The organism is Streptomyces sp. NPDC004561 (assembly GCF_053602155.1).
This window is the reverse complement of record NZ_JBSGDB010000084.1, coordinates 1-23973: the sequence shown is the minus strand read 5'-3', so window position 1 is coordinate 23973 and position 23973 is coordinate 1. Positions and strand designations below refer to the sequence as shown.

Below are 23973 nucleotides of genomic sequence, written 5' to 3'. Positions count from 1 at the left end.
GTGGGCGCGCAGCTCGGCGGCGAAGTCGAGGATGCCCGCGACCACCGCGTCGGGGCCGCGCTCGCGGCCGGTGGCCCGGCGGGCGCGGTGCAGCAGGGCGCCGTCGTCGCCGACGAGGGCGGCCTTCATCCCGGTACCGCCCACGTCCAGGGCGATGACATGTCTCACGGGGGACAGTGTGGCCCGCACACCCGGGAGAGGTCTAGTCCACTCACGTGGTGTAGACCTTATGGGTCCATATATCGAACGGTCAGACGGCAGGGTTGGGGCTTTGACGGTGCGTCGGGGTACGGCAGGAGCGATCGCGGTGGTGTCCGCACTGGGCATGACGGCGGTACTGGGCGGCTGCGGGAGTACGGGCTCCTCCGACGTGACCCTCAGACTCGTCGCGGCCGACTACGGCGACTCGGCCGCCAACAGCTCCAAGAAGTACTGGGACTCCCTGGTCAAGGAGTACGAGGCGAAGCACCCCGGGGTGAAGGTCGACGTCAGCGTCTACTCCTGGAACGACGTCGACCGCAAGGTCAAGGAGATGGTCGACGCCGGGCACGCCCCCGACATGGCGCAGATCGGCGCCTACGCCGACTACGCGGCCGCGGGCAAGCTCTATCCGGCCTCGGACCTGATCTCCATCCGCACCCAGGCCGACCTCCTCTCCCCGCTCGCCTCCGCGGGCCAGTGGAACCACACGCAGTACGGCATCCCCTTCGCCGCCTCCACGCGCGTGCTCTTCTACAACAAGACCCTGTTCGCCAAGGCCGGCATCGCCCCGCCCACCACCTGGGACGAGCTGGCCGCCGACGCCAGGGCGCTCAAGGCCAAGGGCGTGAAGTACCCCTACGCGCTGCCGCTCGGCCCCGAGGAGGCCCAGGCCGAGACCATGCAGTGGCTGCTGAGCGGCGACAACGGTGGCACCGGCTACACCGACGACGTCGGCACCTACACGATCGACTCCGCGCAGAACGTCCAGACCTTCACCTGGCTCAGGGACCAGCTGGTCGGCAAGGGCCTGACCGGCCCCGTCGAGCCCGGCAAGCTCAACCGCGCGGACGCCTTCGCGGACTTCGCCGACGGCCAGGTCGGCATGCTCAACGGGCACCCCACGCTGATCCAGCAGGCCGAGAAGAAGGGCGTGGACTTCGGCATGGTGCCCATGCCGGGCCGCACCGGAAAGGCCAGGGCCTCGATGGGCGTCGCCGACTGGATGATGGCCTTCAAGCAGAACGGCCACGCCGAGCAGACCGGCGACTTCCTCAATTTCGTCTACAACGAGAAGAACGTCCTCGACTTCTCCCGCGAGTACGGCCTGCTCCCGGTGACCGGCTCCGCGTCCGACACGATGAGCGCGTCGGACGCGGCCCCCGACAAGGCCCTGCACCCCTTCCTGGACCAGCTGCCCACCTCCGAGCTGTACCCCGTCGGCAAGACCTCCTGGGCGTCGGTCAGCGCGGCCGTGAAGAAGGACATCGGCCAGGCCGTCGCCCCCGGCGGCAGCCCGTCCGGCGTCCTGACCAGCCTGGAGGCGAGCGCCACGGCCGTCGACAGCAGCAACGCCGGCTGAGCCGGTTGTCGGTGCCCGGCGCTACGGTGGCGGGCATGGAACTGGGCAGCCGCGAGAAGGCGATCCTCCAGCTGGAGCGCCGGGGCTTCACCGGCCCCGGCGCCAAGGAGCGGGCGATACGCGAGGAGCTGGGCCTGGCCCCGGTCCGCTACTACCAGCTCCTCAACGCCCTGCTGGACGACGAGCGGGCGCTGGCGCACGACCCGGTGACGGTGAACCGCCTGCGCCGGGTCCGCGAGGCACGGCGCTCCGAGCGATGAGGAGTGAGGGCGGCCCCGCGCGGATAGTGTCGCCGTATGGGCACCCATACGACGGACACAACGGACCCGACCGACCCGCCGGGCCCCCTGCCGACCCCCACCACCCGGGCCGGCCGCGAGGGGCTCGCCGCGCTGCTCGCGAGGCCCCGCACCGCGGTGGTCGGTCTCGACTTCGACGGCACGCTCGCCCCGATCGTCGCCGACCCCGAGCAGGCCCGAGCCCACCCCGGGGCCGTCCCCGCGCTCGCCGCGCTCGCCCCGAAGGTGGCCTCCGTCGGAGTGATCACCGGCCGGCCCGCCGGCGTGGCGGTCCGCCACGGCGGCTTCGCGGGCGTCGCCGGCCTGGAGCACCTGACCGTCCTCGGCCACTACGGCGCCGAACGCTGGGACGCGGTCACCGGCACCGTCACCGCGCCCGCCCCGCACCCCGGCGTCGCCGCGGTCCGCGCGGAGCTGCCCGGCGTCCTCGACCGGGTCGGCGCCTGGCAGGGCACCTGGATCGAGGAGAAGGGCCGGGCGGTCGCGGTGCACACCCGCCGCGCTGAGGACCCGCAGGCCGCCTTCGAGGCCCTGCGCGGCCCGCTCACCGACCTCGCCACCCGGCACGGCCTGATCGTCGAACCCGGCCGCATGGTCCTCGAACTCCGCCCGCCGGGCATGGACAAGGGGGTCGCCCTCCTCGACCACGTCCGCGCCACCGGCGCCGAGTCCGTCCTCTACGCCGGTGACGACCTCGGCGACCTGCCCGCCTTCGCCGCCATCGACAAACTCCGCTCCGACGGCCTGCCCGGCCTGCTCGTCTGCAGCGGCAGCACGGAGGTCACCGAACTGGCCGAAAGGGCCGACCTGGTGGTGGACGGCCCGGAGGGCGTCGTACGGCTGCTGAGGAGCCTCGCGGCTCAGCTGGACTGACCTTCCAGCGCGTGCAGCTGGTCCAGGAACCACTGGGCGGGCGGCAGCGCGGTGGCCGCGGCGGCGAGCCGCTTCGACCGCTCCGCCCGCTCGCCCGCCGGCATGTTCAGCGCCGTGTGCAGCGCCTCGGCCGTCCCCCGGATGTCGTACGGGTTCACCACGATCGCGTCGTCGCCCAGCTCCTCGAACGCCCCCGCCTCCCGCGACAGCACCAGCGCGCACCCCTCGTCGGAGACGACCGGGACCTCCTTGGCGACCAGGTTCATGCCGTCCCGGATGGGGTTGACGAGTGCCACGTCGGCGAGCCGGTACGCGGCCAGCGACCGCGCGAAGTCGTCCTTCACATGCAGGACCACCGGGGTCCAGCGGGCCGTCCCGTACCGGGTGTTGATCTCCTCGGCCACCCGGCGCACCCCGGCCGTGTAGTCGCGGTACACGGCCAGGTCCTGCCGCGACGGATACGCGAACGCGAGGTGCACCACGCGCTCGCGCCACTCGGGGTGGTCGTCGAGCAGCTGCCGGTACGCCAGCAGCCCGCGCACGATGTTCTTGGACAGCTCGGTGCGGTCGACGCGCACGATCGTCCGGCGCCCCTCGCCGATCTCCCGCCGCAGCACGGCCATCCGCTCGTCCACGTCCGCTTCGTGGGCCCGCTTCCGCAGGAAGTCCGCGTCCGCGCCCAGCCCGTGCACCCCGATCCGGGTGCCCGAGGGGATCCCCGGCCCCAGCACCGCGTGACAGCAGTCCGTGAACGCGTCCGCCCAGCGCCGGGTGAGGAAGGCGGCCCGGTCCGCGCCCAGGATGCCGGTCAGCAGCTCGGCCGCGATGTCGTCCGGCAGCAGCCGGAAGTAGTCCGGCGGGGCCCAGGGGGTGTGCGAGAAGTGGCCGATGCGCAGGTCGGGGCGGAGCTGGCGGAGCATGCGCGGGGCGAGGGCCAGGTGGTAGTCCTGGATCAGCACGGCGGCGCCGTCCGCGGCCTCCTCGGCCAGCGCCTCGGCGAAGACCCGGTTGTAGGCCTCGTACGCGGCCCACTGCCGGCGGAACTCCGCGTCGAAGACCGGTTCCAGCGGCGTCTGGTACAGCATGTGGTGGACGAACCAGAGCACCGAGTTGGCGATGCCGTTGTACGCGTCGGCGTGCACGGAGGCGTCGATGTCGAGCATCCGCACCCGCTGCCCGCCGGTGTCCTCGGCCGGCAGCAGCCCGCCGCCCGCGCGCCGCACGGCCTCCCGGTCGCCGTCGCTCAGCGCTGCGCACACCCACACCGCGTCGGTGTCCGGCCCGATGGCCGACAGCCCCGAGACCAGCCCGCCGCCACCCCGCTTGGCGTGCAGCGAGCCGCCCGCACCGTCGGGGCGCACTTCGTACGAAACCGGGCCGCGATTGGACGCGACCAGCACCTCTGCACCGTGCGTGGAAGCCATGGTCCTCAACCTAGCCCGGCCCGGAAACGCTCAAACGTACGGACCACCCCGGAAGGCGGCCGTATACGGCCGTACCTCCACTTTCACGCCACCCGGCGGTGCGCGTACTCCGCGATCTCGGTCATCGGCGGCCGCTCCTCGGTGTCCACCGAGTAGGTGCGCGGTTCGAAGCCGTCCTCGCCCCGCTCGAACTGGGTCAGCGAGGGGCGGATCAGGTGCCCGCGGGCGAGCCGGAGCTGCGCCGTGCGGTAGATGGCGGCGGCCATCCGGCCCAGCGCCTGCCCGTCCTGGTGCCGGTGCTTGCGCACCCCCACGTCCACCTGGGCCAGCGCGTCCAGGCCGGCCAGGTGCAGCGCGTCGACCAGCATGCCCAGCTCCACCCCGTAGCCGACCGGGAAGGGCAGCTGCTCCAGCAGCGAGCGCCGGGCCGCGTACTCGCCCCCCAGCGGCTGCACGAAGCCGGCCAGCTGCGGCCAGTGCATGTTCAGCAGCGGCCGGGCCATCAGCTCGGTGACCCGGCCGCCCTGCCCCGCCGATCCGGCGAGCGGGCGGTCGTACATGGCCTTGACCAGATCCACCTCGGGGTCGGTCAGCAGGGGGCCGACGATCCCGGAGACGAAGTCGGAGGAGAACTCCCTGAGGTCGGCGTCGATGAAGCAGACGATGTCCCCGGTGGTGACGAGGAGGGAGCGCCACAGGACCTCCCCCTTGCCCGGAACGGCGGGGATGCGGGGCAGGATGTCGTCGCGGTGGACGACCCGCGCGCCCGCGGCGGCGGCGACCGCGGAGGTGCGGTCGGTGGAACCGGAGTCGACGACGACGATCTCGTCTACGAGCGGGACCCGCTCCACGAGGTCGCGCCGGATCACGGCGACGATGTCGCCGACGGTCTCCTCCTCGTTGAGCGCGGGCAGTACGACGCTGATCGTGTGACCCGTGCGTTGCTTGGCGGCGAGGACCAGGTGCAGCGGGCGATCGGACACGGACCAGGAGCGGGTGCTCAGCCAGCGCTCGACTTCTTCCAGCACGGTCTGCGGCTCCTCACGGTTGTCTCGCGCTTCGGACGACTATCTCAACTGTCCTGGCCTTCGGTTACAGTCTTGAACAACGCCGATGACCATCGCATGTCGGGGGTCGCCCGCGTTGACAACCACATACAGCTCATCCAGAGGGGCAGAGGGACACGGCCCGATGAAGCCCCGGCAACCCTCCAGCCGGTTTCTCGTCTTTCCGAGCGAGGCTCCCGGCTAGGGAAGGTGCCAAATCCGTCTCACGGCGAGATGCGTCGTGAGGAAGATGAGGAGAAAGGGCCTCGCCTCCATGGCTGTGCAGACAGTTGCAAGCACCAGCAATCCCACTGTGGACCTCGGTCCGGCCGCTGCCCTGAGCTGCCGCGAGTGCGGTCACCGGGTACCCCTCGGACCGCTGTTCGCCTGCGAGGAGTGTTTCGGCCCGTTGGAGATCGCGTACGACTTCTCGGCCTACGAGACCGAGGAACTGCGTCGGCGCATCGAGGCGGGACCCGCGAACATCTGGCGCTACGCGCCGCTGCTGCCCGTCCCCGCGGACGTGGCCGGCAAGCCGAACATCAACCCCGGCTGGACCCAGCTCGTCAAGGCCGACAACCTGGCGCGCGAGCTGGGCGTGACCGGCGGTCTGTACGTGAAGGACGACTCCGGCAACCCGACGCACTCCTTCAAGGACCGCGTCGTCGCGCAGGCCCTGGAGGCCGCCCGCGCCTTCGGCTTCACGACGCTCAGCTGCTCCTCCACCGGCAACCTGGCCGGCGCCGTCGGCGCCGCCGCCGCCCGCGCCGGCTTCCGCTCCTGCGTGTTCATCCCGCACGACCTGGAGCAGGGCAAGGTCGTCATGGCCGCGGTCTACGGCGGCGAACTCGTCGGCATCGAGGGCAACTACGACGACGTGAACCGCTTCTGCTCCGAGCTGATCGGCGACCCCGCCGGCGAGGGCTGGGGATTCGTCAACGTCAACCTGCGGCCCTACTACGCCGAGGGCTCCAAGACCCTGGCGTACGAGATCTGCGAGCAGCTCGGCTGGCGGCTGCCCGACCAGATCGTCGTCCCGATCGCCTCCGGCTCGCAGCTCACGAAGATCGACAAGGGGCTGCAGGAGCTGATCAAGCTGGGTCTGGTCGAGGACAGGCCGTACAAGATCTTCGGCGCCCAGGCCGAGGGCTGCTCGCCGGTGTCGACCGCCTTCAAGGCCGGGCACGACGTGGTCCGGCCGCAGAAGCCGAACACCATCGCCAAGTCCCTCGCGATCGGCAACCCGGCCGACGGGCCGTACGTCCTGGACATCGCCCGCCGCACCGGCGGTGCCGTGGAGGACGTGACGGACGCCGAGGTGGTCGACGCGATCAAGCTGCTGGCCCGCACCGAGGGCATCTTCGCTGAGACGGCGGGCGGTGTGACCGTCGGCGTCACCCGCAAGCTGGTCAAGGACGGCGTGCTGGACCCGGCGAAGACCACGGTCGTCCTCAACACCGGCGACGGCCTGAAGACCCTCGACGCGGTGGCCGGCACCGGCCTCACCGCCACCATCCGCCCGACCCTGGACTCCTTCCGAGAGGCTGGCCTCGCATGAGCGTGACCGTTCGCATCCCCACCATCCTGCGCACCTACACCGGCGGCCGGGCCGAGGTCGCCGCCGAGGGGGCGACCCTCTCCGAGGTCATCGAGGACCTGGAGAAGAACCACACCGGGATCGCCGCCCGGGTGCTGGACGACCAGGGCAGGCTGCGCCGGTTCGTCAACGTCTACGTCAACGACGACGACGTGCGCTTCGAGCAGGGCCTGCAGACCGTGACCCCGGACGGCGCGGGCGTCTCCATCATCCCGGCCGTCGCCGGCGGCTGACCGGATGACTGAACATTACCGTCGGTAACAGCGGTTACCGAATGTTCATGCGATTGCCCCCTCCGTGAGAGAAGCGGAGGGGGCAATTCAGCGTGATTGAGCGCGGTACAGTTGGGGAACGCGCTCCCGGAGTGCCAACCGGAAGCCCTGGATTCATGCCGCAAGCCCGATAAGAAGTAGCCAAAGTGCACGGGTTTTATGCGGCTTTTGTGGCTTTTATGGGGCCCGACTTGCCCTGAAGTCGGGCGAATTCTCAGCACATTCCGGGCCTGGCTCGTCCAGAATTCTCGTCCGATTGACCTGTTGCAGACGGCAGTTGGACAGATACATTCAGCCGCGGTCGACGCGTTCCGGCGCACGCCCCCGTCCCATGGGGGGTGAGGTCTGACCCGGGTCCGCGAAGTGTGGATCTGTGCAAGGGCCAGTAATAGGGGAGTTGGGCATGGCTCAGGGCACCGTCAAGTGGTTCAACGCGGAGAAGGGGTACGGCTTCATCGCGGTCGACGGTGGTGCGGACGTCTTCGTCCACTACAGCGCCATTCAGATGGACGGCTACCGCACCCTGGAAGAGGGCCAGCGGGTGGAGTTCGAGATCTCGCAGGGCCAGAAGGGCCCGCAGGCCGACATGGTTCGCCTCAGCGCCTGAACGTTTCTTGTGCCGAAGGGCCCGCACCAGCACAGGGTGCGGGCCCTTCGGCGTGCCCGCCGCCCCTCCGTGTTCGCGCGCGGCTGACGGCGGCCCCCTACCACCCTCGGGCGCTTGCACTCGACCATGCCGAGTGCTAATCATTGGCGTTAGCACTCTGAAGGTGAGAGTGACAACGAAGGACCGGGTCGGTGAGGCCCGCGGGCCGGGTGGGGCAAGGAACCACCGGGTCGGCGAGCCGTCCGTCGCGGGCGCGGGCGCGGTCCGAAGGAATCACCCCCAGTCCTGGAGGGACCACTTCACATGGCCAAGATCATCGCGTTCGACGAGGAGGCGCGGCGCGGCCTCGAGCGCGGCATGAACCAGCTCGCGGACGCCGTCAAGGTGACGCTCGGCCCCAAGGGTCGCAACGTCGTCCTCGAGAAGAAGTGGGGCGCCCCCACGATCACCAACGATGGTGTCTCCATCGCCAAGGAGATCGAGCTCGAGGACCCGTACGAGAAGATCGGCGCCGAGCTGGTCAAGGAAGTCGCCAAGAAGACGGACGACGTCGCCGGCGACGGTACGACCACCGCGACCGTGCTCGCCCAGGCCCTGGTCAAGGAGGGCCTGCGCAACGTCGCCGCCGGTGCCAACCCGATGGCTCTGAAGCGCGGTATCGAGAAGGCCGTCGAGGCCGTCTCCGCCGCCCTGCTGGAGCAGGCGAAGGACGTCGAGACCAAGGAGCAGATCGCCTCCACCGCGTCCATCTCCGCCGCCGACACCCAGATCGGCGAGCTCATCGCCGAGGCCATGGACAAGGTCGGCAAGGAAGGCGTCATCACCGTCGAGGAGAGCAACACCTTCGGCCTGGAGCTCGAGCTCACCGAGGGCATGCGCTTCGACAAGGGTTACATCTCCGCCTACTTCGCGACCGACATGGAGCGCATGGAGGCGGTGCTGGAGGACCCGTACATCCTCATCGCCAACTCCAAGATCTCCTCGGTCAAGGACCTGCTCCCGCTCCTGGAGAAGGTCATGCAGTCGGGCAAGCCGCTGCTGATCATCGCCGAGGACGTCGAGGGCGAGGCCCTGTCGACCCTGGTCGTCAACAAGATCCGCGGCACCTTCAAGTCCGTCGCCGTCAAGGCCCCGGGCTTCGGTGACCGCCGCAAGGCCATGCTCGGCGACATCGCCATCCTCACGGGCGGCGAGGTCATCTCCGAGGAGGTCGGCCTCAAGCTGGAGAACGCGACCCTGGACCTCCTGGGCCGCGCCCGCAAGGTCGTCATCACCAAGGACGAGACCACCATCGTCGACGGCTCCGGCTCGTCCGACCAGGTCGCCGGCCGCGTCAACCAGATCCGCGCCGAGATCGAGAACAGCGACTCGGACTACGACCGCGAGAAGCTGCAGGAGCGCCTGGCGAAGCTCGCCGGCGGTGTCGCGGTCATCAAGGCCGGCGCCGCCACCGAGGTGGAGCTCAAGGAGCGCAAGCACCGCATCGAGGACGCCGTCCGCAACGCGAAGGCCGCCGTCGAGGAGGGCATCGTCGCCGGTGGTGGCGTGGCCCTGCTGCAGGCCTCCCAGGTCTTCGAGAAGCTGGAGCTCGAGGGTGACGAGGCGACCGGCGCCCAGGCCGTGAAGCTCGCGCTCGAGGCCCCGCTGAAGCAGATCGCCGTCAACGCCGGCCTCGAGGGCGGTGTCGTGGTGGAGAAGGTGCGCAACCTGACCCCGGGCCACGGCCTGAACGCCGCGACCGGCGAGTACGTCGACCTGGTCGCCGAGGGCATCATCGACCCGGCGAAGGTGACCCGCTCTGCCCTGCAGAACGCCGCCTCCATCGCCGCGCTGTTCCTCACCACCGAGGCCGTCATCGCCGACAAGCCGGAGAAGGCCGCCGCGCCGGCCGGCGGCGGCATGCCGGGCGGTGACATGGACTTCTGATCGACCTGAGGGTTGATCGCCTGTCCTACGGACCGAGGGCGGTACGTCCAGCTTCTGGCTGGGGGTGCCGCCCTCGGGCGTTTCCACGGCCTGGTACCGAGGAGGGCCGTGTCCGGGGTCAGGTGCTGCGGCCGGCTTTCAGCACATGAACCGTGACGGTGGTGCCGTCCGGCCGGTACAGCACTCTCCAGGATCCGACGTGGAGCCGGAAGTACCCGGAGGCGCTGAGGGCGCGGGCCTCCGGCGGGCCCGGATCGTCGGCCGGCGCCCGCACCGCCGCGGCGGTCGCCTTCGCGCCCACGGGGTCGGTGACGCGGAGCCGTCGGAACTCGTTCATGGCGTGGTGTTCCCACACCACGGCGTAGGTCATGAAGCGCCCTCTCGGCTGTCTTCGTCCTCCAGTTGGGCCATGAACTCGTCCTGGTGTGTGCGCCGTGTACATTACTGCCCTTTCTCTGGCCGGGGCGGACCGTCAGGCGGCATCGGAATTCGTCTCGGTGCCCTTTCGTGTCGCAGGGAAATCGCGGCCCTGATCTCGTTAGCGCGGGCGTGGACCGTGAGGGCGGGCAGGGGTGTACGGGAGCGCGTCGGCGCGCGTTCGCCCCGGCAGCCGCCGCACACACCCCCCGGCAGTGCCTCCGCCCGCCCCGGCACCCCGCACTCGGCGCACTCCAGGATCCGGCGGGGCGCCGGGCGGGGGACCGGTTTCGGTGGAAGCTTGTCGACCAGACGGCGGCGGAGCAGGGCGGCCGGGTGGTGGACCGGGGTCGGTAACCCGTCGGTCAGGGCGCGGAGTACGGCCTCGTCGGTGGCCCCGCGAGCGAACCACTCCGTGAGGAGCGGGGCGAGCGCGGCGCAGTCGGCGACGGAGAGGGACAGGACGGGGGCCGTGCGGCCGAGGGCGGCGAGGAGGACGTGGGCGCGGGAGCGGGTGGGGCCGGGCCGTTCGGGCGGGTGCGGATCCTCCGGTACGTCGCCGCGCGTGAACGCCGCCCACCAGGCGTCGTCGCGTGTGGTGCGGGACCACCACGATCGGGTGATCCAGCGCGAGCCGCCGTCTTCCGTCTCCAGCCGCTCCCTTCCGCGCCGCAAGTGCCCTGCCGCCTGGATGCGGTTGAGGGCCGTGCGGAGGGCGCACTGGCCGTAGGGGAGCTGTTTGGCCAGCGTCTTCACCGAGATGTCGGCGCCGTCGGGGAGGCGGTCGACGTACGCGGCGATGGCCGCCTCGCGGGACGGGAGGTGCGCGAAGTCGTGCTTGGTGCGGCGGTGTTGGTCCGGCGCGGAGCGCTTGCCGTAGCCCGGATTGGCCATCGGGTGGGAGGACGCGTGCGTGGGTGGGAGGGCAGGACTAAGCTTGGCGTCAGCCATGGGATCGAACCTCGTATTCGATCTTGTTGGTCAAGCCCCCGCAGGTGTTGGTAGCGCCTGGCGGGGGCTGTTCGTTATGCGGGCACGCTAGAGCCTCGTGACTGTGCGTGGCAAATCAGATGCTCGCAGTCAACTCTGCGGGTGGGAGGGTGGGTTGAGACCCTCCACCCGTTCCTTGCAAAGAGGGCTCGGGGCTCAAGGCTTGAGGTTCGCGACGAACGCCGACCAGGCCTCCGGCCGGAACGCGAGCTTCGGGCCAAGGGGGGTCTTGGAGTCGCGGACGGGGATGTGGGTGGGGTGACCGTCGGCTACTTCCAGGCAGTTGTCGCCGCCGGTGCTGTACGTCGACTTGCGCCAGCTCAGCTCGTAGTCAGGGGTGTTCCTCATGGGCGTAATCCTCCGCCAACGCCTCGATGAGGGCCAGGGACTTGTCCTGCGAGTACGCGGAGGCCACGAGGAGGTCGTACACGAACCTCAGTTGTGCGACCTTGGCCGGATCGTCCTCCAGTCGCCGATTGCGCACTCCCTCGAAGTAGACCATCGGGGCGGCGTCCGCGAACTCCATCAGCTTCAGGGCACCCTGCATCGCCGCGTGCGCACCCGCGCTGAACGGCAGCACCTGCGCGATGATCCGGTTCCGGCGGGCTAGATCGGCGATGTGGCGCAGGGCCTCTGCCATCACCGCCCGGCCACCGGCCTCGCGGCGCAACGACGCTTCGTCAAGCACCGCCCACAACAACGGCCTTGTTGGATGGTCGAGTAGACGGCCCCGCTCCATCCGGCCTTCCGTCCACTCCTCGATGGTCTCCTCCGGCGCCATCGGGTCGTGTGCGCGGTTCACGGCCTGCGCGTACGCGCGCGTCTGCAGCAGTCCGGGGATCAGGAGCGGTGTGTACTCCCGGATCGCAGTGGCTTGAGCCTCGGCCTCCGCCACCACCTCGAAGTGCTCCTCGAACTTCGACTTGGCCGCCGCCCCGCAGTTCCGCTGGAAGAAGCCGTCCGTCTCCAGTGCTTCGTCCAGCATCCGTGCGTACTCCGGCTGCATCCGCCGGCTCCCCGCCTCCAGTTGCCCGATGAACGACCCACTCACGAAAAGCCGTTGGCCCAGCTGCTCCTGGCTCAGGCCTCTGCGCTCGCGGGCGTGCCGTAACTCCGCCCCCAGCAAGGCGCGTGGCGATGACGACGGGTCGAGGTCCTTCGGTCCCGGCATGGCAACTCCTCGTCCTACAAACACCGCTGTTGGGACGCCGTGTCTGGCCAGGTTAGGGCGCCGACGGCCACGCTGTGTGGTGAACAGCGGCACTCTGCGTGGAGGAATTGGCGCAATGGAGACGAAGGAAACGACCGCCGAGGAGCGGCCCGCCCGGACCGCCGAGGAGGCCGTCGAGCGACTGCGCGCCGCCCTGCGTGGAGTCGGCGTCGTCCTTCCGTCCCTCCGGGTCGACCCGCTGAGCGTCTCGGGCGAGGATCCGTACGCCCTGGTCGACCTTGGCCGGTGCAATATCGGCGTGGCCTCCCGGCTGGCGGCCGCTCTGAGGCGTGCGCCCCAGTACGCCGTCGACACGCGCAGCGGGCGGCTCGGTGAGGTGATGGGGCGGGTGGGCGGCCGGGTGCAGCTGCGTCCCGTCGGCGGCGGGCGGGAGTGGGACTGTCCGCCGGAAGAGCTGGGAGAGGCGGCGCCGGACGAGGTGCTGCGGGAGCGGGTGCGGCGGCTGAACCGGGAGAGTGTGAGCGGTGCCACGTGAAGGACCTGCCGGAGACGGAATGTGGGGCAGCGCATAGGCGATTACTTAAGGAGCTGCAACAATGCGTGCTCACATACCGACCGGTTGACCCTTCCCTTCACGAGGAGCCCCCCACGTGACCGTCACGCCCGCCGCCACCTCCCGCGCGGCCCAGATCCTCTCCCGCCCGATCGCCCTCAACGGACTCACCGTTCCCAACCGGATCGTGATGGCGCCCATGACCCGCATGTTCTCTCCGGGGGGCGTCCCCGGCGAGGACGTGCGCTCGTACTACTCCCGCCGCGCCGCCGCCGGCGTCGGGCTGATCGTCACCGAGGGCACCTACGTGGGGCACGACTCGGCCGGACAGAGCGACCGTGTGCCCCGGTTCCACGGTGAGGAGCAGCTGGCGGGCTGGGCGAAGGTCGCCGAGGACGTGCACGCGGCGGGCGGCACCATCGTGCCGCAGCTGTGGCACATCGGCATGGTCCGCGAGCAGGGCCAGGCCCCCTTCCCGGAGGCCCCCGCGATGGGTCCCTCGGGCCTGGTCAACGCGGGCGCCGAGCCCACCGGCAAGGCCATGGAGCAGGCGGACCTGGACGATGTCGTCGCCGCGTTCGCCCAGGGCGCCGCCGACGCCGAGCGCACCGGCTTCGACGGCGTGGAGATCCACGGCGCCCACGGCTACCTCCTCGACCAGTTCCTGTGGGAGGGCACCAACCGCCGTACCGACGCGTACGGCGGCGACCCGGTGGCCCGTACGAAGTTCTCCGCGGAGATCGTCGCCGCGGTCCGCGAGGCGGTCTCCCCGGAGTTCCCGATCATCTTCCGCTACTCGCAGTGGAAGCAGCAGGACTACACCGCCCGCCTCGCCGAGACCCCCGAGGAGCTGGAGGCGATCCTGACCCCGCTGGCCGCGGCCGGCGTCGACGTCTTCCACGCCTCCACCCGGCGCTACTGGCTCCCCGAGTTCGAGGGCTCCGACCTCAACCTCGCGGGCTGGACGAAGAAGCTCACCGGCAAGCAGGTCATCAGCGTCGGCTCGGTCGGCCTCGACGGCGACTTCATCAACGCCTTCCAGGGCGAGGGCTCCCCGGTCAAGGGCATCGACAACCTCCTCGACCGCCTGGAGTCCGACGAGTTCGACATGGTCGCCGTCGGCCGCGCCCTGCTGCAGGACCCCGAGTGGGCGGCCAAGGTGCTCTCCGACCGCCTCGACGAGCTGAAGCCGTACGACGCCGCCGCGCTGAAGACGCTCAGCTGAAACCACCCGGATGTGCGGGCACTTGTGATCGTCGCCGTCCGTTCCCCTGATGACCAGTGAGGAGCGGACATGACGACGAGCGAGACCCCGGTCCCGGACACCGACGGCCCCGTGGTGCGCACCGCCCACGGCGCGGTGCGCGGCCTGCGCGAGCGGGATCTGTCGGTGTTCCGGGGCATCCCCTTCGCGGCGCCCCCGGTGGGCGAGGCACGCCTGCGGGCGCCGCGCCCGCCCCGGCCCTGGGACGGCACCCGCGAGGCCCGGTCGTTCGGCCCGCCGCCCCCGCAGGAGACGGGCTTCCTGGGCCGCACGGCCCAGCTCCCCGGGCCGCAGGGCGACGACTGGCTCACGGTCAACGTCTGGACCCCCGACCCGGACCCGAGGTCGGCCCGCCCGGTCATGGTCTGGATCTACGGCGGCGCGTACAAACTGGGCCACGGCGGCCAGCCGGGCTACGACGCGCAGGCCCTGGCCCGCGACGGCGACGCGGTGCTGGTCACCTTCAACTACCGCGTGGGCATGGAGGGTTTCGGCCTCTGGGAGGGCGCGCCGGCCAACCGCGGCCTGCTGGACCAGGTGGCGGCCCTGGAGTGGGTGCAGGAGAACATCGGTGCCTTCGGCGGCGACCCCGCCCGGGTCACGGTGTTCGGCGAGTCGGCGGGCGCGGGCTCGGTCGCCTCCCTGCTGGCCATGCCGAGAGCGCGGGGCCTGTTCCACCGGGCGATCGCGCAGAGCGTGCCCGGCACGTTCTTCTCGCCCGAACTGGCCCGCGACATGGCGGCGGCCCTGGCGGCCGAGGCGGGCCTCAGGCCCACGGTGACCGACCTGGCGGCGACGGACCCCCGGCGGCTCACCGCGGCCGGCCAGGCGGTGGGCCTCAAGATGCCGCAGTACACCGGCCGGTGGGGCCAGGCGGCGCCCACGTCCGTGCCCTTCTCGCCGGTGGTCGACGGCGACGTCCTGCCCACCACCCCCTGGGCGGCCCTCGCGGCGGGCGCGGCGCGGGAGGTGGACCTCCTCGTCGGCCACAACCGCGACGAGTTCCGCCTGTTCCTGGTCATGGCGGGGCTGCTCGACAAGGTCACGGACGAGATGGCGACCGCCGTCCTGCGTCTGTACGCACCGGGCGGCGAGACGGGCGAGGCGGCCTACCGCGCGGCCTTCCCGGACGCCACACCGACCCAGCTCTTCGAACGCGTCCAGACGGACTGGCTGTTCGGCATGCCGAGCCTGCGCCTGGCCGAGGCCCAGCGCGCGGGTGGCGGCCGCGCCCATGTCTGCGAGCTGACCTGGCCGGCCCCGGACAGCGGCGGCGTGCTGGGCGCCTGCCACGGCCTGGACGTCCCCCTGCTGTTCGGCACGTTCGGCGCGGACCTGGGCGGCCTCCTCTTCCCGGGCGGCGCGCCCACCCCGGAGGCGGAGCGGCTCTCGGCGCTCTTCCGCCGCTCCTGGACGGCGTTCGCCCGGACCGGCGACCCCGGCTGGCCGGAGTACGACACCGGGTCCCGCCTGGTGCGGATCCTGGACGCGGAGCCGACGGTGGCGCCGTACCCGGAGGAGGCGAGCCGGCGCATCTGGGAGGGGTACGAACCGGTGGCGCTGCCGCTGCTGGGCTGACCGGTGCTACAGGTTCCCCATCGGCTCGATGTCGATGCGCACCGGCGTCCCCCACACCCGCAGCACCTCGTAGTCGGTGAACTCGTGCACGAGCCGGTACGCCATGGCGGGCCGGGACCCCCGCCGCTGGGCGGCGAGATACGCCTCGGCCTCGCGCCGGTCCCGCCTCGGTGTCCCGCAGAGCTGCCACTCCTGCCCGTTCCACAGCTCCGGCAGCCAGCGCTGCTGGGGCTGCGGCCGCTCGGCGCGGACGCCGTACCGGGACTGGGTGGTGGGGACCGGCTCGGCGGCCGGTGCCCTGCCCCCACTCTGGTACTCCGAGCGGCGGGCGGCGCGGCGCCGGGTCTCGCAGAGCAGGCACAGATCGGGGGCGCTCTCGTCGACCGGCCCCTGCGGATGCTCGGGACACCGGGTGCTCGACGCACCGGAGGCGACACTCTCGTCGAGCAGATCGAGCGCCCTGCGCAGATCGGCCTTGATCTCGTGCAGCCGGGCGTCCGGGGTGTCGGCGGTCAGGGCCTCCCCGTGCTCCCCGAGGAGCCGGAGAGCCCGTCCGAGGGCGGCGAGCTGGGCGTGGTTCATGGGCAGCCTGCGTAGTCCATCAGTTTCCGTATGTCCAGTGTGAGGATGTGACCATGCTGCCGCACCGGCTGCTCGTCGCGCTCGACCGCTTCAACACCGCTCATCCCTGGGATCACAACGCCCACTGTCACCGCTGGCTGCTGCGGCGGCTGCCCCGCCGTTTCGGCAGTGCGCTGGACGTGGGGTGCGGCAGCGGCGACCTGGTGCGGCTGCTGGCCGGACGGGGGGAGCGGGTGCTGGGCGTCGACGCGGACCCGGGGATCCTGGAGCGGGCGAGGGAGCGGACGGGGCCCGCCGCCGGCGTCCGCTACGTCCTCGCCGAGGCCCCGGACGGCCTGCCCGCCGGCCCGTACGACGTCGTCACCTGTGTCGCCGTGCTCCACCATCTGCCCTTCGCCACGACGCTCACGCGGCTGCGGCGGGAGCTGGCGCCGGGCGGCACCCTGGCCGTCGTCGGCTGCGCCCGGGCCGCGAGCCCCGCCGACCACGCCCTCGGGCTGGTGTCCATCCCGCTCAACGCGCTCACCGGGTGGGTGAAGAACCGGGGGCGGCCGGCGTCCGGGCGGCCCGTGTCCATGACCGCCCTCACCCGTGACCCGGAGATGTCCTTCGACGAGATCGCCCGCGAGGCCCGGCTGCTGCTGCCCGGCGCCCGGCTCCGGCGGCGGCTCTTCTGGCGGTACACCCTCGTCTGGCGGGCCCCCGCGCGGCCGCCGCGGGGGTGAGGACGCGGCGTTCAGCCGTGGTGGCGCAGCAGGCTTCCCTCGCCGCACGCATGGGCGGCGCCGGTCAGCGGCAGCGGGGCCACGGCCCTGAGCACGGGAAGCACGGCCTGGTCGCTCGCGCACCGCGCGGTGCCGGTGGCGGTCCAGTGGCCGCCGCCGTGGCCGGCCGCGTGGGCGGGGGCGGCCAGGGCGGCGGCGGAGGCGGTGAGGGCGGCGGCGGCCAGAAGCGTCTTCATCATGCCCGGGGGAACGAGGGGGCGGGGCGGCGCGTCACGCGGCCGCGGCCACCCGGGGCCGGCGGGCGAAGCCGAAGACGTACGTCGCCACGAAGCCGACGGCGTAGCCGGTGAGGAGGCCGCCCGCGTAGATCGCCGCCGTCACCCCCGGACTCCGGTTGCCCGCCAGCAGCGGGAACAGGGCCCAGCCCGATGGCCCGATCGCCGTCGCGCCCACCCTGGTGCCCAGCATGGCGAAGCAGCCGACGAACGCCCCGCCCGCCGCTCCGCCCGCGCACGCGGTCAGGAACGGCCTGCCGAGGGGCAGGCAGACGCCGTAGATCAGGGGCTCGCCGACGCCCAGCAGGCCCGCCGGGAGGGCCGACCTGATCGTCGTGCGCAGGGAGACGTCGTGGCGCAGGCGGACGTAGACCGCGAGGGCCGCGCCGACCTGGCCGGCGCCCGCCATGGCCAGCAGGGGGAGCAGGACGGTGTAGCCCTGCTGCTCGATGAGGGTGGTGTGGATGGGGATCAGGGCCTGGTGCAGGCCCAGCATGACCAGCGGGAGGAAGAGGCCGCCGAGGACGAGACCCGCCACGGCCCCGGTGGTCGCGAGGAGCCAGTTCGCGGCGGTGCCGATGGCGGCGGCCACCGCGCCGGCCGCGTACATCAGGCCGTACAGCGTGACCAGGCCGGAGACCAGGACGGTGACCGTCGGGGTGAGCAGGACGTCCAGGGCGCCCGGGACCCTGCCCCGGCACCACTTCTCCACCCGGGTGGCGAGGAAGGCCGCCGCGAGCGCGCCGAGCACCCCGCCCTGCCCCGGCGCCAGGTGCATCCCGAACGCCGTCACCTTCGCCACGCCCGGGTACACCACCACGGCCGCCACCGCCCCGCCCAGCACGGGCGTGCCGCCGAACTCCTTCGCCGTGTTGTGGCCGACGAACACCGCGATCAGCGCCATGAAGGCGGAGGCGACGGCCGACAGGGCGGGGGTGAGGCCGGTCAGCGCGCCGGTGTTCACCAGCAGGCCGTTCAGGCCCGCGAGGACGCCGCAGCCGATCAGGGCGGGGATGAGCGGCACGAAGACGTTCGCGACGCGGCGCAGGGCGGTCTTGAGGGGCGTCGCGTTGCGCTGCCGCAGCTCCTGCCTGATACGGGCGCCCCGGAGCTCCGGTGACTCGGCCACCGGAGCGTCCCCTTGGGCCGCCACCCGCGCCTCCACCTGGGCCGTGACCTCGTCCACCGCCCCGGGGCCGAGGACGATCTGGCAGGCGGAACCGTCGTTCACCACGCCGAGCACCCCGGGCAGCGTCCGCAGCCCCTCCGCGTCCAGCGCCCCCGGGTCGGCGAGCCCGAGACGCAGCCGGGTCATGCAGTGGGCCACGGAGGTGACGTTGGCCGGGCCGCCGACCCGGGCGAGGATCGCGGTCGCGGTGGAGGCGGGGTCGTTGCGCACGCCCCGAGCGTGCGGCTCAGTGGGGTGCGTGCGCCAGCGCGGCGCGCAGATGGCCGCCGGACTCCTCCAGAAGGCGGGTGGCCGTCGGGCCGTCGACGCCGGCGAGCAGGGCGAGGATCGCGTTCTTCACCTCGCCGCCGCACTCGGTGAGGGCCCGCTCGATCTCCTCGTCGGCCGCTCCCGTGGCCAGGGCCACGATCCGGCGGGAGCGGGCCCGGAGTTTGTCGTTGGAGGCGCGGACGTCGACCATCAGGTTCCCGTACGTCTTGCCGAGCCGGATCATCGTGATGGTCGACAGCATGTTCAGGACCAGCTTCTGGGCCGTGCCCGCCTTCAGGCGGGTGGAGCCGGTGATCAGCTCCGGGCCCACGACGACCTCGATGCCGTGCTCGGCGGCGGCCGCCAGCGTGCTGTGCTCGTTGCAGGCCAGGCCGATGGTCAGGGCGCCCAGCGCGCGGGCGTGTTCGACCGCGCCGAGGGCGTAGGGGGTGCGGCCGGAGGCCGAGACGCCGACCACGCTGTCGTCGGGGGTGAGCTTCAGGGCGTCGAGATCCCTGCGGGCCAGCTCACGGGAGTCCTCCGCGCCCTCGACGGAGGTGACCATCGCCTCGGGACCGCCCGCGATCAGGCCGACGACCCGGTCGGGCTCGGTGTTGAAGGTGGGCGGGCACTCGGAGGCGTCCAGGACGCCGAGCCGCCCGGCGGTACCGGCGCCGGCGTAGACGAGCCGCCCGCCGCGCGCCATCCGCCCGGCCACGGCGTCGACCGCGGCGGCGATCCGGGGGAGCTGGGCGGCCACGGCGCCGGCCACGCCCGCGTCCTCGGCGTTCATCAGCCGGGCGATGTCCAGGGTGGGAAGGCGGTCGATGCCGGCGAGTTCGGGCCGGAAGGCCTCGGTGGTCAGGGAGGCCAGTTCGTTGCTCAGGTCGTGGGAGGTGTCATGCGAGGTCATGGGGGGTGGTTCACTCCGATTCAGGTGCCGTTCGCGTGGTTTCGCTCACCGGTGACGGGAGCGGTGCCGGTGCGCCAGCGCCTCGTACGACGCGGCCAGCGCGGGCGCCGCCGTCTCGTACGTCCGCTGGGCCACTCCCACGAACAGGCAGTCCACCACCAGCAGTTGACTGGTCCGCGAGGACATCGCGGCCGGCCGCAGCTCGGTCTCCCGTGAGGTGGACGTGGTCAGTACGTGGTCGGCGTACTGGGTGACCGGCGAGTCCGGCCGGCCGGTGATGGCCACCGTCGTCGCGCCGTGCTCGAAGGCGGCCCGCAGCGGCTCGATGACGTCCCCCGTCGAGCCGGAGTGGGTGATCGCGATCGCCACGTCACCCGAGCGGAGCTGCACGGCGTTGGTCACCGCGAGGTGCGGATCGCTGTGCGCGTGGGCTATGAGCCCTATGCGCAGCAGCTTCTGGGTGAGGTCCTGGGCGACGAGCCCGGACGCCCCTATGCCGTACACGTCGGTGCGCCGTGCCCCGGCCAGCGCGGTGACGGCGGCGCCGAGCTGGACGGTGTCGAGTCCGGCGGCGGTGTCGGCGAGGGTCTGCTGCTCCTCGTAGGCCAGCTTGGTGACGACGTCGGCGATGGGGTCGTCCACGGCGATGTCGGTGGTGATGGCGGGCGCGCGCCCGGACTGCTGCTGGGCGGCGAGCCCGGCGAGCGCGAGCCGCAGGTCCCGGTAGCCCGGGTAGCCGAGCAGACGGGCGGTGCGCACCACCGTGGCCTCGCTGGTGCCGGTGAGTTCGGCGAGGCCGGTGACCGTGAGGGCGGCGCAGCCGGCCGGGTCGCTCGCGACGGCCTCGGCGACGCGCTGCATGGACCGGGTCATGGAAGGGGCGAGGGTGCGCACCTTCGCGGCGAGGGAGCCGCCCGGACTGCCGAAAATTTCCTTCACGTCCTGGGTCACGAGTGAAAGATATTTTCGGTTCGGTGTCCGGGTCAAGAGTGCGCACAATGGGTTGTATGGAGCCCATCAGTCCCCTTGAACAGGCGTTGCACGCTGCGCGCGCCCTGGTCCTCGCCGATCTGGTCGCGGGCGAGGTGGCGGAGGCGGACGTGGTCTCGCTGGTCGAGGACGCCGTGGCGCAGCGGCGCTGGTGGGTCGAGCAGTGGCCGGACGGCGCGACCTACGTGGCCGGGCTGGTCGCGCAGGACGTCCAGGACGCGCTGCTGGACCGCTACGGCCGCTGGCCGCTGTGCCCGGTGTGCGGCGCGGGCGACCCGCACGCGCTGGACGTGGAGCCGGAACTGGGACCCGACCCGCACTGGGTGTGCCACAAGGCGGGCGTGAAGGTCGCGTCGGTGGGCGCGCTGGGGTCGGCCACGGGCGGGACGGCGTCCTCATGAGGCGCCCGTGACGGTGTACATCGACCCGCCCGCCTGGCCCGGGCACGGGCGCATGTGGTCGCACCTGGTGAGCGATGTGTCGTACGACGAACTGCACCTGTTCGCCGCGGGGTTGGGCGTGCCCCCGCGGGCCTTCGAGCGCGACCACTACGACCTTCCCGCGCACCGCTACGCGGACGCGGTGGCCGCCGGCGCGCTGGAGGTCAGCAGCCGCGAGGTGGTGCGGCTGCTGACGTCCTCGGGCCTGCGCCGGCGCAAGCGGTGGGCTCAGCCGCGCAGTTCGTAGGCGACGAGCTTGTCGTCCGCGGCGACCTCCCGGAACCCGGCCCGGGTGACCACGGCGCGGGAGGGCGCGTTGTCCAGGTCGATCTTCGCGACGAGCGTCCTCACGTCGTCGCGGTCCAGCGCCCAGCGGGCCAGCGCGCGCAGCGCCTCGGTGGCGTAGCCCTGGCCCCGGGCGGTCTCGACGAGGTCGTAGCCGATCTCCACGCAGCCGTCCTCGTCCGGCGCGCCGTGGAAGCCCATGGAGCCGAGCGCGCGGCCGTCCTCCGTGCGGATCAGGACGAAGACGTTGAACTCGGGCCGGTGCACGCCCGCCTCGTACGCCTTCACCAGCAGTCCGGCGGCGTCCCGCGTGCCCTCGTACGGGCCGCCCCCGATCCAGTCGAAGCCGCCGTCGCCGCCGAGGCGCAGATCGCGGGCGGCGGCCGGGCGCAGGCCGGTGAGGGTGAGGCGTTCGGCGGGGATGACGAGGTTGTTGTGCCAGCGCCACCCGGTGACCGGGGCGCGGCCGGGCAGCTCGCCGCGGCCGGTCGCCCACAGCAGGGTCGGCCAGGGCGCCGGGCCGGGCTGGACGTGCGGGAAGAGCCAGGTCAGGACCGCTTCGGCGAGCTCCGCCGGCGGCTCGTAGGAGAGCCCGAGGCCCTCGGTCATGTCGTGGGTGTGCAGCAGCACCTCGGCGATGCCCATCGCAGCGAAGCCCTCGCGGTCGGCGCTGCGGAACGGGTAGGGGTGGAAGGCGCGGACACCGGGCGGGGCGGTGCGCACGGCCGCGGCGAGCAGGGCGCCGGTCGTCTCGATGACGTGCAGGAGACCGGTGTTGTCGGTGCCCTCGTCGAGGGTCAGCTCGAAGGGCACATAGGCGTCCTGGGCGCGTCCGGCCAGGTTGGCCGCGTAGGCGATGAGATCGTCGGCCACATGGACCGCGGTGGTGCGGCAGTCCCACTCCAGGTCCCCGGCCCGGACGTCCGCCCAGTCCCGCTCCACCGCCGCGCGCAGCGCCCCCGTGCAGCTCGCCACTGCCTCGATCACATGGTCCCCGTTTATCGGTCGCATGGGCGAACCCTAGGGGGCCGCCTCGCCGGGGTCGACGGTATTTCCCGCCCGCCCGGCCGGACTTGGCGCGGACCGCCCGGCACGGGGGACCCCCGCGTCAGCCCGACAGCAGGTCCAGTTCGGAGGAGAGGTTGTAGCGGGCGGTGGCCTCCCAGTGCTCCCGGCCGTGTGGGGTGCGGAACAGGTGGGGCAGGGCGAGGAGTTGGCGCAGGATCGCCGAACGGCCCTCGCGGAAGGCGTCGTTCGGGACGAAGTGGTACTCCTCGCGGACCCCGGCGGTGTAGGCGGCGTACGCCGACGGGGGCGCGGCCAGGATCGCGAGGTCCGCGTCGCACAGCACCCGGCCGTCGCGGTCCTCGTCGGCCGGGTCGTGCGTGACGGTCAGCCGGACCAGCCGGGCCACCTCCGCCGTCCTCGCCTCCGGCACACCGGCCTCGGGCAGGGCGCGCTCGGCGAGCCGCGCCGAGCGCTCCTCGTTCTCGGACCGCTCCGGGAGGTAGACGGCGTCGTGGAACCAGGCGGCCAGGCGCACCACGTCCGGGTCGGCCGCGTACCTCTCCAGCTCGTCGACGCGGTCGAGGACCGCGATGAGGTGGGTCAGGTCGTGGTAGTGCCGCTGCGGCTCCCGCCAGCGCATGAGCAGGTTGTCGGCGTACGGGGTGGGGTCCGGGCCGGCGCCGGGGGCGCGGGCTGCTTCCAGGGCCCGGGCGAAGCGGAGCCGGAGGGCGTCGAGATCGGCCATACCGCCATTCTTCCGCGCCGTGCGGACGGGCGGGAGGCGGCGCCCTTAGCGTGGGCCCATGACTGATCTGCACGAGGTACGGGACCCCGAACTCCCCGGACGGCTCCTGATGATCGAGCGGGACGCCCTGATACCGCTGCTGCGCTCGCGCCCCGACGAGGACTTCGCGCTGCCGACCGCCGCGTGTCCCGGATGGAGCGTGCGGGACGTGCTGGCGCACTGTTCCGCCGCGCTGACGCGGGTGGTGGAGCGCCGGTTCGAGAAGGGCGTCTTCAGCCCCGCCGCCAACGACCGGGACATCGCCGAGCGCGCCGGATGGACCAACGCCCGGGTCGTGGACGAGCTGGAGCGTGGGATGACCGAGGCGGGGCCGGTGATCGCGCGCTCGGACGGGGTGCTGGACATGATCGCGCTGGGGGAGTGGGTGCACGCCGGGGATGTGCGCGAGGTGCTGGCGGAGCCGGGGGCGTACGCGGGCGCCGGCCTGCCGCACGCCCTCGCGCTGCTGGCGTGGCTCACCCGGGAGCGGGGGCACCTGCCCCTGCACGCCGACCTGGACGACCTGGACGAGCCGCTGCGGCTGGGCGCGCCCGCCGAGCAGGGCCCGCCCGCCCGGTACATCGGGGACGCCGCCACGCTCGTACGCCTGTACTCGGGGCGTCCGCTGAACGGGTGCGCCTACGAGCTGGCGGGCGCGACGGAGGGGGAACTGAACCTCTTCGGGTGAGTGCCACCCCGGCCGGCCGCGGCACAGGGTTACCCTTGAATTGGACTAGACCTGTAGCCGCGATGAATGGGGTGCCATGAGCAAGCGTGCGGTCCTGGAGGTGATCGCCCTCGACGTCGAGGACGCGGTCGCCGCCCAGGCGGGAGGCGCGGATCGCCTGGAACTGGTCACCGAGATGGCGGCGATCGACGCGGAGGCGGCCGTACGGACCCGGTCGATCATCATGTTCCTCGGCCCGCTGCTGCACCGCATGGACCACTTCAAGCT

At 72.2% G+C, this 23973-nt stretch carries 27 protein-coding genes, 2 pseudogenes and 1 riboswitch; of the genes and pseudogenes, 15 read left to right on the top strand and 14 right to left on the bottom strand.

Features of this window, described 5'->3' with window-relative positions:
- Positions 1-168 (bottom strand): annotated as a pseudogene (locus ACWEN3_RS14245) (ROK family protein); the annotation flags it as partial.
- 157 nt (positions 169-325) lie between these two features.
- Between ACWEN3_RS14245 and ACWEN3_RS14240 the strand changes: the two are divergent.
- Genes ACWEN3_RS14240 through otsB form a run of 3 tightly spaced genes read left to right on the top strand, consistent with a single transcriptional unit; the run spans position 326 to position 2733 of the window.
- Positions 326-1561: an extracellular solute-binding protein gene (locus tag ACWEN3_RS14240; protein ID WP_452969887.1), complete on the top strand. Its 1236-nt coding sequence runs from the start codon at positions 326-328 to the stop codon at positions 1559-1561.
- A gap of 35 nt (positions 1562-1596) precedes the next feature.
- A complete protein-coding gene (locus ACWEN3_RS14235) occupies positions 1597-1821 on the top strand; it encodes a DUF3263 domain-containing protein (protein WP_452969883.1) in 225 nt (74 codons plus the stop codon).
- 36 nt (positions 1822-1857) lie between these two features.
- Positions 1858-2733 (top strand): trehalose-phosphatase, encoded by an 876-nt coding sequence (gene otsB, locus ACWEN3_RS14230; protein WP_452969881.1) that lies wholly within the window; start codon positions 1858-1860, stop codon positions 2731-2733.
- On the opposite strand, the gene ACWEN3_RS14225 is transcribed toward otsB, so the two are convergent.
- Together ACWEN3_RS14225 and ACWEN3_RS14220 are read right to left on the bottom strand one after the other, a co-directional pair.
- Entirely contained in the window at positions 2721-4157 is a 1437-nt protein-coding gene (locus tag ACWEN3_RS14225; protein WP_452969879.1) for an alpha,alpha-trehalose-phosphate synthase (UDP-forming), read from the bottom strand. The genes otsB and ACWEN3_RS14225 overlap by 13 nt on opposite strands.
- 83 nt (positions 4158-4240) lie before the next feature.
- A complete protein-coding gene (locus ACWEN3_RS14220) occupies positions 4241-5185 on the bottom strand; it encodes a glucosyl-3-phosphoglycerate synthase (RefSeq protein ID WP_452969877.1) in 945 nt (314 codons plus the stop codon).
- Positions 5186-5315: 130 nt separating this feature from the next.
- Positions 5316-5460: riboswitch (SAM riboswitch) on the top strand.
- Between the two features lie 17 nt (positions 5461-5477).
- Here ACWEN3_RS14220 and thrC point away from each other — a divergent pair.
- The 4 genes from thrC to groL all read left to right on the top strand — a co-directional run bounded on the left by thrC (position 5478) and on the right by groL (position 9605).
- Positions 5478-6761 (top strand): threonine synthase, encoded by a 1284-nt coding sequence (thrC, locus tag ACWEN3_RS14215; protein WP_452969874.1) that lies wholly within the window; start codon positions 5478-5480, stop codon positions 6759-6761.
- Positions 6758-7033 carry a MoaD/ThiS family protein gene (locus tag ACWEN3_RS14210; RefSeq protein ID WP_452969872.1) on the top strand — a complete coding sequence of 92 codons (276 nt, stop codon included), beginning with the start codon at positions 6758-6760 and terminating at the stop codon, positions 7031-7033. Before thrC ends, ACWEN3_RS14210 begins: the two co-directional genes overlap by 4 nt.
- 442 nt (positions 7034-7475) lie before the next feature.
- Entirely contained in the window at positions 7476-7679 is a 204-nt protein-coding gene (locus ACWEN3_RS14205) for a cold-shock protein (protein ID WP_004929928.1), read from the top strand.
- 303 nt (positions 7680-7982) lie between these two features.
- Positions 7983-9605 (top strand): chaperonin GroEL, encoded by a 1623-nt coding sequence (gene groL / locus ACWEN3_RS14200; protein ID WP_452969870.1) that lies wholly within the window; start codon positions 7983-7985, stop codon positions 9603-9605.
- Between the two features lie 118 nt (positions 9606-9723).
- Here the strand turns inward: groL and ACWEN3_RS14195 are convergent, their stop codons facing one another.
- The 4 genes from ACWEN3_RS14195 to ACWEN3_RS14180 form a co-directional block, all read right to left on the bottom strand.
- The gene (locus ACWEN3_RS14195; RefSeq protein WP_452969867.1) at positions 9724-9975 is read right to left on the bottom strand and encodes a type II toxin-antitoxin system RelE family toxin; all 252 of its coding nucleotides are present in this window, start codon (positions 9973-9975) and stop codon (positions 9724-9726) included.
- Between the two features lie 71 nt (positions 9976-10046).
- Entirely contained in the window at positions 10047-10973 is a 927-nt protein-coding gene (locus ACWEN3_RS14190; protein ID WP_452969865.1) for a hypothetical protein, read from the bottom strand.
- Positions 10974-11168: 195 nt separating this feature from the next.
- A complete protein-coding gene (locus tag ACWEN3_RS14185; protein ID WP_452969863.1) occupies positions 11169-11360 on the bottom strand; it encodes a DUF397 domain-containing protein in 192 nt (63 codons plus the stop codon).
- Positions 11344-12183: a helix-turn-helix domain-containing protein gene (locus tag ACWEN3_RS14180; protein ID WP_452969861.1), complete on the bottom strand. Its 840-nt coding sequence runs from the start codon at positions 12181-12183 to the stop codon at positions 11344-11346. The genes ACWEN3_RS14185 and ACWEN3_RS14180 overlap by 17 nt, the downstream gene beginning before the upstream one ends.
- A gap of 115 nt (positions 12184-12298) precedes the next feature.
- On the opposite strand from ACWEN3_RS14180, the gene ACWEN3_RS14175 reads away from it, so the two are divergent.
- From ACWEN3_RS14175 to ACWEN3_RS14165, 3 genes are all read left to right on the top strand, one after another.
- On the top strand, positions 12299-12718 hold the full coding sequence (locus ACWEN3_RS14175; protein WP_452969860.1) for a hypothetical protein: 420 nt from the start codon (positions 12299-12301) through the stop codon (positions 12716-12718).
- Between the two features lie 115 nt (positions 12719-12833).
- Positions 12834-13961 carry an NADH:flavin oxidoreductase gene (locus ACWEN3_RS14170; RefSeq protein WP_452969857.1) on the top strand — a complete coding sequence of 376 codons (1128 nt, stop codon included), beginning with the start codon at positions 12834-12836 and terminating at the stop codon, positions 13959-13961.
- Between the two features lie 69 nt (positions 13962-14030).
- Positions 14031-15578, top strand: coding sequence for a carboxylesterase/lipase family protein (locus ACWEN3_RS14165; RefSeq protein WP_452969855.1), 1548 nt, complete (start codon positions 14031-14033; stop codon positions 15576-15578).
- A 6-nt stretch (positions 15579-15584) separates the two neighbouring features.
- Here the strand turns inward: ACWEN3_RS14165 and ACWEN3_RS14160 are convergent, their stop codons facing one another.
- Complete coding sequence (locus tag ACWEN3_RS14160) at positions 15585-16160, bottom strand: hypothetical protein (protein ID WP_452969852.1); 576 nt, start codon at positions 16158-16160, stop codon at positions 15585-15587.
- A 47-nt stretch (positions 16161-16207) separates the two neighbouring features.
- Here ACWEN3_RS14160 and ACWEN3_RS14155 point away from each other — a divergent pair, with 47 nt between their 5' ends.
- Positions 16208-16885 (top strand): class I SAM-dependent methyltransferase, encoded by a 678-nt coding sequence (locus tag ACWEN3_RS14155; protein ID WP_452969850.1) that lies wholly within the window; start codon positions 16208-16210, stop codon positions 16883-16885.
- 11 nt (positions 16886-16896) lie between these two features.
- Here the strand turns inward: ACWEN3_RS14155 and ACWEN3_RS14150 are convergent, their stop codons facing one another.
- From ACWEN3_RS14150 to ACWEN3_RS14135, 4 genes are read right to left on the bottom strand one after another with little or no spacing between them, the layout of a single operon-like run.
- Positions 16897-17124: a hypothetical protein gene (locus ACWEN3_RS14150; RefSeq protein ID WP_452969847.1), complete on the bottom strand. Its 228-nt coding sequence runs from the start codon at positions 17122-17124 to the stop codon at positions 16897-16899.
- 31 nt (positions 17125-17155) lie between these two features.
- Positions 17156-18559, bottom strand: coding sequence for a PTS transporter subunit EIIC (locus ACWEN3_RS14145; RefSeq protein WP_452969845.1), 1404 nt, complete (start codon positions 18557-18559; stop codon positions 17156-17158).
- A gap of 16 nt (positions 18560-18575) precedes the next feature.
- Positions 18576-19511 (bottom strand): N-acetylmuramic acid 6-phosphate etherase, encoded by a 936-nt coding sequence (gene murQ / locus ACWEN3_RS14140; protein ID WP_452969843.1) that lies wholly within the window; start codon positions 19509-19511, stop codon positions 18576-18578.
- Positions 19512-19556: 45 nt separating this feature from the next.
- Positions 19557-20462 carry a MurR/RpiR family transcriptional regulator gene (locus ACWEN3_RS14135; protein ID WP_452969841.1) on the bottom strand — a complete coding sequence of 302 codons (906 nt, stop codon included), beginning with the start codon at positions 20460-20462 and terminating at the stop codon, positions 19557-19559.
- Between the two features lie 56 nt (positions 20463-20518).
- Here ACWEN3_RS14135 and ACWEN3_RS14130 point away from each other — a divergent pair, with 56 nt between their 5' ends.
- The gene (locus tag ACWEN3_RS14130) at positions 20519-20902 is read left to right on the top strand and encodes a hypothetical protein (protein ID WP_452969838.1); all 384 of its coding nucleotides are present in this window, start codon (positions 20519-20521) and stop codon (positions 20900-20902) included.
- A gap of 7 nt (positions 20903-20909) precedes the next feature.
- On the top strand, positions 20910-21188 hold the full coding sequence (locus ACWEN3_RS14125; protein WP_452969836.1) for a DUF4031 domain-containing protein: 279 nt from the start codon (positions 20910-20912) through the stop codon (positions 21186-21188).
- On the opposite strand, the gene ACWEN3_RS14120 is transcribed toward ACWEN3_RS14125, so the two are convergent.
- On the bottom strand, positions 21170-22213 hold the full coding sequence (locus ACWEN3_RS14120; protein WP_452969886.1) for a GNAT family N-acetyltransferase: 1044 nt from the start codon (positions 22211-22213) through the stop codon (positions 21170-21172). The genes ACWEN3_RS14125 and ACWEN3_RS14120 overlap by 19 nt on opposite strands.
- Before the next feature lie 121 nt (positions 22214-22334).
- Positions 22335-22979: an HD domain-containing protein gene (locus ACWEN3_RS14115; protein ID WP_452969833.1), complete on the bottom strand. Its 645-nt coding sequence runs from the start codon at positions 22977-22979 to the stop codon at positions 22335-22337.
- Positions 22980-23037: 58 nt separating this feature from the next.
- Here ACWEN3_RS14115 and ACWEN3_RS14110 point away from each other — a divergent pair, with 58 nt between their 5' ends.
- Complete coding sequence (locus ACWEN3_RS14110; RefSeq protein ID WP_452969830.1) at positions 23038-23706, top strand: maleylpyruvate isomerase family mycothiol-dependent enzyme; 669 nt, start codon at positions 23038-23040, stop codon at positions 23704-23706.
- A gap of 76 nt (positions 23707-23782) precedes the next feature.
- Positions 23783-23973: pseudogene (locus tag ACWEN3_RS14105) on the top strand (copper homeostasis protein CutC); the annotation flags it as partial.

Coding starts and splice junctions, on each gene's coding strand:
- ACWEN3_RS14240 (WP_452969887.1), top strand. CDS start 326: ATGACGGCGGTACTGGGCGGCTGCGGGAGTACGGGCTCCTCCGACGTG.
- ACWEN3_RS14235 (WP_452969883.1), top strand. CDS start 1,597: ATGGAACTGGGCAGCCGCGAGAAGGCGATCCTCCAGCTGGAGCGCCGG.
- otsB (WP_452969881.1), top strand. CDS start 1,858: ATGGGCACCCATACGACGGACACAACGGACCCGACCGACCCGCCGGGC.
- ACWEN3_RS14225 (WP_452969879.1), bottom strand. CDS start 4,157: ATGGCTTCCACGCACGGTGCAGAGGTGCTGGTCGCGTCCAATCGCGGC.
- thrC (WP_452969874.1), top strand. CDS start 5,478: ATGGCTGTGCAGACAGTTGCAAGCACCAGCAATCCCACTGTGGACCTC.
- ACWEN3_RS14210 (WP_452969872.1), top strand. CDS start 6,758: ATGAGCGTGACCGTTCGCATCCCCACCATCCTGCGCACCTACACCGGC.
- ACWEN3_RS14205 (WP_004929928.1), top strand. CDS start 7,476: ATGGCTCAGGGCACCGTCAAGTGGTTCAACGCGGAGAAGGGGTACGGC.
- groL (WP_452969870.1), top strand. CDS start 7,983: ATGGCCAAGATCATCGCGTTCGACGAGGAGGCGCGGCGCGGCCTCGAG.
- ACWEN3_RS14195 (WP_452969867.1), bottom strand. CDS start 9,975: ATGACCTACGCCGTGGTGTGGGAACACCACGCCATGAACGAGTTCCGA.
- ACWEN3_RS14190 (WP_452969865.1), bottom strand. CDS start 10,973: ATGGCTGACGCCAAGCTTAGTCCTGCCCTCCCACCCACGCACGCGTCC.
- ACWEN3_RS14185 (WP_452969863.1), bottom strand. CDS start 11,360: ATGAGGAACACCCCTGACTACGAGCTGAGCTGGCGCAAGTCGACGTAC.
- ACWEN3_RS14180 (WP_452969861.1), bottom strand. CDS start 12,183: ATGCCGGGACCGAAGGACCTCGACCCGTCGTCATCGCCACGCGCCTTG.
- ACWEN3_RS14175 (WP_452969860.1), top strand. CDS start 12,299: ATGGAGACGAAGGAAACGACCGCCGAGGAGCGGCCCGCCCGGACCGCC.
- ACWEN3_RS14165 (WP_452969855.1), top strand. CDS start 14,031: ATGACGACGAGCGAGACCCCGGTCCCGGACACCGACGGCCCCGTGGTG.
- ACWEN3_RS14160 (WP_452969852.1), bottom strand. CDS start 16,160: ATGAACCACGCCCAGCTCGCCGCCCTCGGACGGGCTCTCCGGCTCCTC.
- ACWEN3_RS14150 (WP_452969847.1), bottom strand. CDS start 17,124: ATGATGAAGACGCTTCTGGCCGCCGCCGCCCTCACCGCCTCCGCCGCC.
- murQ (WP_452969843.1), bottom strand. CDS start 19,511: ATGACCTCGCATGACACCTCCCACGACCTGAGCAACGAACTGGCCTCC.
- ACWEN3_RS14130 (WP_452969838.1), top strand. CDS start 20,519: ATGGAGCCCATCAGTCCCCTTGAACAGGCGTTGCACGCTGCGCGCGCC.
- ACWEN3_RS14115 (WP_452969833.1), bottom strand. CDS start 22,979: ATGGCCGATCTCGACGCCCTCCGGCTCCGCTTCGCCCGGGCCCTGGAA.
- ACWEN3_RS14110 (WP_452969830.1), top strand. CDS start 23,038: ATGACTGATCTGCACGAGGTACGGGACCCCGAACTCCCCGGACGGCTC.